Genomic DNA, 7,387 nt, shown 5'->3' on the forward strand with positions numbered 1-7,387 from the left:
CCCCTACTGGTACCGCTTCACCGCCCAGGGCCAGCAGAGCCCGACGGGCCGCGCCCTGACCACCCCCGCCCCGAACGCCCACGCCGACCGGCTGCGCCTCGCCGTCGCCTCCTGCTCGCACTGGGAGCGCGGCTATTTCAGCGCCTACGGCCACATGGCCGACGAACAGCCGGACCTGACCCTGTTCTTGGGCGACTACATCTATGAATACAGCCTGGGGCCGGACCGCGCCGACCAGGTGGTGCGCCCCTACAACCTCGAGGAAGCGACATCGCTGGCGGGCTATCGCAACCGCTACGCCCTGCACCGCACCGATGCGAACCTGCAGCGTCTGCACGCCGCCGCCCCCTGCATCGCCGTCTGGGACGACCATGAGGTTCAGGACGACTATTCCGGCGTCTGGTCCAAGATTTCGGGCGTTGCCCCCAATGACTTCCTGCAACGCCGCGCCGCCGCCTATCAGGCCTTCTACGAAGCCATGCCGATCCGTCGCACGCGCTTGAGCGCCAGCCTCCAGATGCCGATCTATCGTCGCGTCCGCTACGGCCAGCTGGCCGAGTTCTTCATGCTGGACGGCCGCCAATACCGCTCGAAACAACCGTGCAGCGCCGGCGAAAACGGCGGCAAGGGCCAGATCGTCACCGATGCGACCTGCACCGACCGGCTGGACCCGTCGCGCACCTTCCTCGGCTTCGAGCAGGAGGGCTGGCTGTATGACGGCCTGGCCCGCGCTGAGGCGCGCTGGAACATCCTGGGCCAGAATTTGGTCATGGCGGGCCTGCGCCTGGCCCGCAGCCCGGCCGAGGAAAACCGCTACTGGACCGACACCTGGGATGGCTTCCCCGCCGCCCGCGACCGCCTAACCGGCGCCCTGTCCGAGCTGAAGCCGTCCAACCCCGTCGTCCTCAGCGGCGACTACCATTCGTTCTGGACCAATGACGTGAAGCTGGATAGCCGCGACCCGTCGTCGGCCACCGTGGCGACCGAGTTCGTCGGCACCTCCATCACCTCGACCGGCCCCAGCTACGACGGGCTGATGGCCGTCATGCCCAATAATCCGCAGGTGAAGTTCTTCGACAGCCGGCCGCGCGGCTATATGTCGATCGACGTGCGCCCCGACCGCATGGATACGCGCTATCAGGTCATCAGCGACGTGCGCGACCCCAAGGCCAGCCTGTCGACCCTGAAATCCTGGACCGTTGAATCGGGCCGCCCCGGCGCCGTCGCCGCATGATCCCTTCTACCCGGAGTTTTCCCATGACCACCTCGCGCCGCTCTTCATCCCTCATCGCGATGAGCCTGGCTCTCGCGCTCGGCGGAGCGTTGAGCGGCTGCGCCGGGGCGGTGTCGACGCAGACGGCGGCGACTGCGCGCGTGACCTTCTGGGAAGGCTTCCGCGATCATCCGCACGGCTATCTGACCGCCGAGAACACGCCCAACGCCGCCAACTTCCTGCCGCCGCCGCCCGCCGAAGGCTCGTTGCGCGAACAGGCCGACATCGCCGCCTATCGCGCCATGCGGTCGCTGGAAGGCTCCGAGCGCTGGGCCATCGCCCGCGCCGACAATGAGATCGAAACGCCCGGCGCCCCGCGCGCCTTCGACTGCGCCCTCGGCTTCAAGTTCGAGCCGGAACAGATGCCGACCCTGACGCTGTTGATGGGCAAGATGCTGGGCGATCTGGAGATGATCCAAACGCCCGCCAAGAAGGGCTATTTCCGCAAACGCCCCTTCGTGGTCGAGCCCCTGCCGACCTGCATCGCGCCCGAGACCTGGCTGGCGGCCAGCGGCTCCTATCCGTCGGGCCACTCGGCGCTGGGCTGGGCCTGGGGCCTGGTGCTGGCCGAACTGGCGCCCGACCGCGCCGACGCCATCCTGCGCCGCGGCCTGGCCTATGGCGAAAGCCGCGCGGTGTGCGGCGTCCACTATCCCAGCGACGTCGAGGCGGGCCGCATCGTCGGCGCGACCATCGTCACCCGGCTGAAGGCCGATCCGGCGTTCCAGGCCGATTTCGCCAAGGCCAAGGAAGAGTTCGACGCCGCCCGCGCCGCCGCGACCGAGGCTACGGCCGCCTGCCCCGCCTCGCTGGCGCGCCAGCCGTGGTGAGGCGCGCTTAATCCATGGCGTGAAAGCAAATCCATGACGTAGGCTGACGAAGATCGGCCACGTCGCAAGGGGGAGACCGAGGGAAGGTGACGAAAACAGGGGCGACACGCGTCGCGACAGCATCCCGACGGCGCGGCCGGAACGGCGAGCTTCGGTCCGGCCTGATCACGCTCGTGCTGTCGCTGGCCCTGTGCCTCGTCTGGGGCCTGACCGCGCCGCAGGTTCAGGCGCAGGCGCCGCGTGACCGGCTGATCCTCGGCCTGCCGCTGGAGCCGCCGAACCTCGACCCGACCTCGGGCGCGGCGGCGGCGGTGGATGAAGTCGTCTACGCCAACGTCTTCGAAGGCCTGACCCGGCTGACCCAGAACGGCGCGGTCGCCCCGTCGCTGGCCGAGTCGTGGGAGGCCGCGCCCGACGGCCTGACCTGGACCTTCCATCTGCGGCGCGGCGTGACCTTCTCCGACGGCTCGCCCTTCGACGCCTCGGTCGCCAAATTCTCCCTGGACCGCATCAAGGCCGAAGGGTCGACCAACGCCCAGAAGGCCCTGTTCGCGCCGATCCAGAGCGTCGAGGTCGTCGACCCGGCGACCATCCGCATCCGCCTGTCGCGGCCGATGGCCACCCTGCCCTATGTCATGGCCTGGGGCGACGCGGTGATGGTTTCGCCGAGCAGCGCGGCCACCAACGCCGTCACGCCGGTCGGCACCGGCCCGTTCAAGCTGCAGAACTGGCAGCGCGGCAGCCAGCTGACCCTGATCCGCCGCGACGGCTACTGGGGTCCGACGCCCCGTCTGAACACCGTCGTCTTCCGCTTCATCAGCGACCCGACCGCCGCCTTCGCCGCCGTCAGCGCCGGCGACGTGGACGCCTTCCCCAACTATCCCGCGCCCGAGAATGTCGCTCAGTTCCAGCGCGACCCGCGCTTCCGCGTCGTCGTCGGCGCCTCCGAAGGCAAGGTCATTCTGGGGATCAACAACACCAAGGCGCCGTTCAACGACGTGCGGGTGCGCCGCGCCCTGTCCTACGCCATCGACCGCGACGCCCTAATCCAGGGCGCCATGTTCGGCTTCGGCCAGCCCATCGGCAGCCACTATTCGCGTCAGGCGCCGGGCTATGTCGACCTGACCGGCCTCTATCCCCACGACCCGGCCAAGGCGCGCGCCCTGTTGGCCGAGGCGGGCTATCCCAACGGCATCGACGTGACCCTGCGCCTGCCGCCCCGCCCCTACGCCCGGCGCAGCGGCGAGGTGCTGATCTCGCAACTGGCCGAAGCAGGCATCCGCGCCAAGATCGAGAATCTGGAGTGGGCCCAGTGGCTGGACCAGGTGTTCAAACGCCGCCAGTTCGACCTGACCATCGTCGAGCACGTCGAGCCGATGGACTACGACATCTACGGCCGCAAGGACTACTATTTCGGCTACGACAGCCCGGCCTTCGACGCCCTGCTGGCGCAGGTCAACGCCGCCCCGGACGAGCCGACGCGCAACCGCCTGCTGGGCGACCTGCAACGCCGCATCGCAGACGACGCGGTCAACGGCTTCCTGTTCCAGTCCTCGCGCATCGGCGTGTGGAAGGCGGACGTGAACGGCCTGTGGATCAACGGCCCCATCGCCGCCAACGACGTCACCGGGGCCGGATGGACCGGCGTGGGCGCGGCCGGGGCGGCGAGCGCCGAACGAGCGGGCGGCAGCCTACCCTGGGGCTGGATCAGCCTGATCGCGGGCGTAGCGCTCCTCGCCTTCGTCGCCTGGCGCTTCGGCGCGGCCTGGCTGCTGAAAAAGCTGGGCGGCCACGCCCTGACGCTTCTGGCGGCCACCGTCGTCATCTTCCTACTGCTGCAGGTCGTGCCGGGCGATCCGGCCAGCTATATGATGGGGCTGAACGCCAGCCCCGAGAGCATCGCCGCCCTGCGTCAGCAGATGGGCCTCGAAGGCTCGGGCCTTGAGCGCTACTTCGCCTGGCTGGGCGACCTGCTGACCGGCAAGTTCGGGACCAGCTACACCTATCAGGTGCCGGTCGGCGGCCTGATCGCCGAACGTCTGGCCGTGTCCGCGCCGCTGGCCCTGATGGCCACCGTCCTGTCGCTGCTGGTCGCCCTGCCCATCGGCGTCACCGCCGCCAGCCGCCGAGGCACCGCCGTCGACACCGGCCTGATCGGCGTCACGCAGGTCGGCGTCGCCCTGCCCAATTTCTGGATCGCCATGCTGCTGATCCTGCTGTTCTCGGTGAACCTGGGCTGGTTCTCGGCGGGCGGCTTCCCCGGCTGGAGCAAGGGTTTCTGGCCCGCCTTCAAGGCCCTGCTCCTGCCTGCTGTCGCGCTGGCCGCGCCGCAGGCCGCCATCCTCGCCCGCGTCCTGCGCACCGCCCTGCTCGACACGATGAACGAGGACTATGTCCGCACCGCCCGCGCCAAGGGCCTCTCGGTCAATCAGGCCCTGTGGCGACACGCCCTGCGCAACGCCTGGATCCCGGTCCTGACCATCCTCGGCCTTCAGTTCCCCTTCCTGCTGGCGGGCGGCATCATCATCGAAAACGTCTTCTCCCTGCCCGGCCTCGGCCGTCTGGTCTTCCAGGCCATCACCCAACGCGATTTGATCGTGGTGCAGAGCGTGGTGGTGGTGTTGGTCTTCGCCGTGGTTCTGGTCAGCTTCCTGATCGACCTCGCCTATCTGTTCGCCGATCCGCGCCTGAGGGGACGCCGCGCATGACCGACGCCCTCGCCATCATCGCCCCCGCCAAACCCCGCGTGCGCTGGCCCCTGTCGCTGATCGTCGGCGCGACGCTGACGGCCGTCGTGCTGGCGACCGCCCTGATCGCCCTCGTCTGGACGCCCTATGACGTCGAGGCGGTGGACATCGCCGCCAAGCTGACCGCCCCCTCGGCCGCCCACTGGATGGGCACGGACCACTTCGGCCGCGACGTGCTGTCGATGATCATGGCAGGCGCGCAGAACTCCCTCGTCGTGGCCTTCGTCGCCGTCGGCATCGGCATCGGCATCGGCACGCCTCTGGGCCTGACGGCGGCGGCGCGCGGCGGTTGGATCGACGAACTGGTCATGCGCGGCAACGACCTGATCTTCGCCTTCCCCGCCCTGCTGCTGGCCGTGATGATCACCGCCGTCATGGGGCCGGGCGCGATCAACGCCGTCATCGCCATCGGCGTCTTCAACATCCCCGTCTTCACCCGCGTCGCGCGCGGCGCGGCGCAAGGCCTGTGGACCCGCGAATACGTCCTGGCCGCCCGCACGGCCGGCAAGTCCAAGGCCCTGATCTCGCTCCAGCACATCCTGCCCAATCTGATGAGCCTGCTGGTGGTTCAGGCTGCGATCCAGTTCGCCGTCGGCATCGTCGCCGAGGCGGGCCTGTCCTATGTCGGCCTGGGCGCCCAGCCGCCCGCGCCCAGCTGGGGCCGGATGCTGGCCGAGGCCCAGACCATGATCGGTTTCGCGCCATGGCTGGCGATCATGCCGGGGCTGGCCATCTTCGTGACCGTGCTGGGCCTCAGCCTGACCGGCGACGGCCTGCGCGACCTGTTCGACCCGCGCGTGCGGCGGGAGCGTTGACCATGACCGTCCTCGACATCCGCGACCTCAGCCTGTCGATCGGTTCGACGCCGATCCTGAAAGACGTGTCCCTGGCCGTCGCCCCCGGCGAAATCCTGGGCCTGGTCGGCGAAAGCGGCTCGGGCAAGTCCATGACGTCTCTGGCCGTGCTGGGCCTGACGCCGCCGCGCGCGACGATGACCGGCGAAATCTGCCTGAACGGCCAGATCGTCTCGAACGTCCCCGACGCCGTGATGCAAAAGGTGCGCGGCCGCGACGTCGGCATCATCTTCCAGGAGCCGATGACGGCCCTGAACCCCGTCATGACCATCGGCGATCAGGTCGCCGAGACGGTGCGCCAGCACAAGAAAACCTCGCGCAAGGAAGCCCTGGCCGTCGCCCGCGCCGTGCTGGACCGGGTCGGCCTGCCCGCCGAACGCTTTGCCTTGAGCCGCTATCCGCACGAGCTGTCGGGCGGCCAAAGACAGCGCGTCGCCATCGCCATCGCCATCGCCCTGACGCCCAAGCTGCTGATCGCGGACGAGGCGACGACGGCGCTGGACGTGACGACGCAGGCTCAGGTTCTCGACCTGCTGAAGCGGCTGGTGCGCGAGGACGGCATGGGCCTGATCCTCATCACCCACGACCTCGCCGTGGTGGCCGAAACCGCCGACCGGCTGGCGGTGATGAAGGATGGCGAACTGGTCGAGGAAGCGCCGGTCGACCGCATCCGCACCGGCATGGCGCACGCCTATTCGCAGCGCCTTCTGGCCAACGCCACCCACGCCCCCGTGCGCCGCAGCCGCCCGCAGGCCGACGCCGCCCCCGTGCTTCAGGTCGAGGGTCTGGTGCGCGAATACGGCGGCGCGCCCGCCCTGTTCGGCAAATCCAAAGCCTTCCGCGCCGTCGATCAGGTCAGCCTGTCGATCCAGCCGGGCGAGAGCCTCGGCCTGGTCGGCGAAAGCGGCTGCGGCAAGTCCACCCTGCTGCGCGCCATCCTGGCGCTGGAGACGCCGCAGGCGGGCCGCGTCCGAGTTAAGGGCCGCGACATCACCGCCGCCCGAGGCGCCGCGCTGAAGTCCATCAGGCGAGACATTCAGGTGGTGTTTCAGGATCCCTACGGCAGCTTCGATCCGCGCTGGAAGGTCAGCGATCTGGTCGCCGAGAACTTCCACCTGCTGGACGCCAAGCCCTCTCCCGCCGAGGCCCGCCGCCGCGTCGATGAAATGCTGGAGCGCGTGGGCCTGACAAGCAACGCCGCCGACCGCTATCCGCACGAGTTCTCGGGCGGCCAGCGCCAGCGCATCGCCATCGCCCGCGCCCTGATCACCGAACCCTCGGTCATCTGTCTGGACGAGGCGGTCTCGGCGCTGGACGTCTCGGTCCGGGCGCAGGTGCTGGACCTGCTGGCCGACCTGTCGGACCGGCTGGGCCTGTCCTACCTCTTCGTCACCCATGACCTCAGCGTCGTGCGCACGGTGACGGATCGCCTGCTGGTCATGCAGGCCGGAAAGATCGTCGAACAGGGCGAGACGGCCGCCGTCTTCGCCGCCCCTTCGCACCCCTATACACAGAAACTTCTGGCGGCGACGCCGGATCTGGTCCGCAATCACGCTCTGGAAAAGGAAACCGCCGGATGAACCGCAGAACCGTCCTCGGCTCGGCCCTGATCGGCGCCGCAGCCTCCGCAGCAGGAGCCGCCAGCGCCAAGCCCGCCGCCCAGAGCGCCGCCCGCGCTTCCGG

At 69.3% G+C, this 7,387-nt stretch carries 5 protein-coding genes; all 5 read left to right on the top strand.

Annotated features, from left to right (window positions below; all coding sequences use genetic code 11):
- The coding region (locus BDIM_RS10725) for an alkaline phosphatase D family protein (protein ID WP_040345775.1) at nucleotides 1-1,234 on the top strand (1,234 nt) is incomplete at its 5' end.
- A gap of 23 nt (nucleotides 1,235-1,257) precedes the next feature.
- On the top strand, nucleotides 1,258-2,103 hold the full coding sequence (locus BDIM_RS10730) for an acid phosphatase (RefSeq protein WP_244911831.1): 846 nt from the start codon (nucleotides 1,258-1,260) through the stop codon (nucleotides 2,101-2,103).
- A gap of 173 nt (nucleotides 2,104-2,276) precedes the next feature.
- Nucleotides 2,277-4,811, top strand: coding sequence for an ABC transporter substrate-binding protein (locus tag BDIM_RS10735; RefSeq protein WP_003165617.1), 2,535 nt, complete (start codon nucleotides 2,277-2,279; stop codon nucleotides 4,809-4,811).
- On the top strand, nucleotides 4,808-5,665 hold the full coding sequence (locus tag BDIM_RS10740; RefSeq protein ID WP_003165619.1) for an ABC transporter permease: 858 nt from the start codon (nucleotides 4,808-4,810) through the stop codon (nucleotides 5,663-5,665). The genes BDIM_RS10735 and BDIM_RS10740 overlap by 4 nt, the downstream gene beginning before the upstream one ends.
- Before the next feature lie 2 nt (nucleotides 5,666-5,667).
- On the top strand, nucleotides 5,668-7,284 hold the full coding sequence (locus tag BDIM_RS10745; protein ID WP_003165620.1) for an ABC transporter ATP-binding protein: 1,617 nt from the start codon (nucleotides 5,668-5,670) through the stop codon (nucleotides 7,282-7,284).
- Nucleotides 7,285-7,387: the final 103 nt, after the last annotated feature.

The organism is Brevundimonas diminuta ATCC 11568, assembly GCF_000204035.1.
GTDB classification, from domain to species: domain Bacteria; phylum Pseudomonadota; class Alphaproteobacteria; order Caulobacterales; family Caulobacteraceae; genus Brevundimonas; species Brevundimonas diminuta.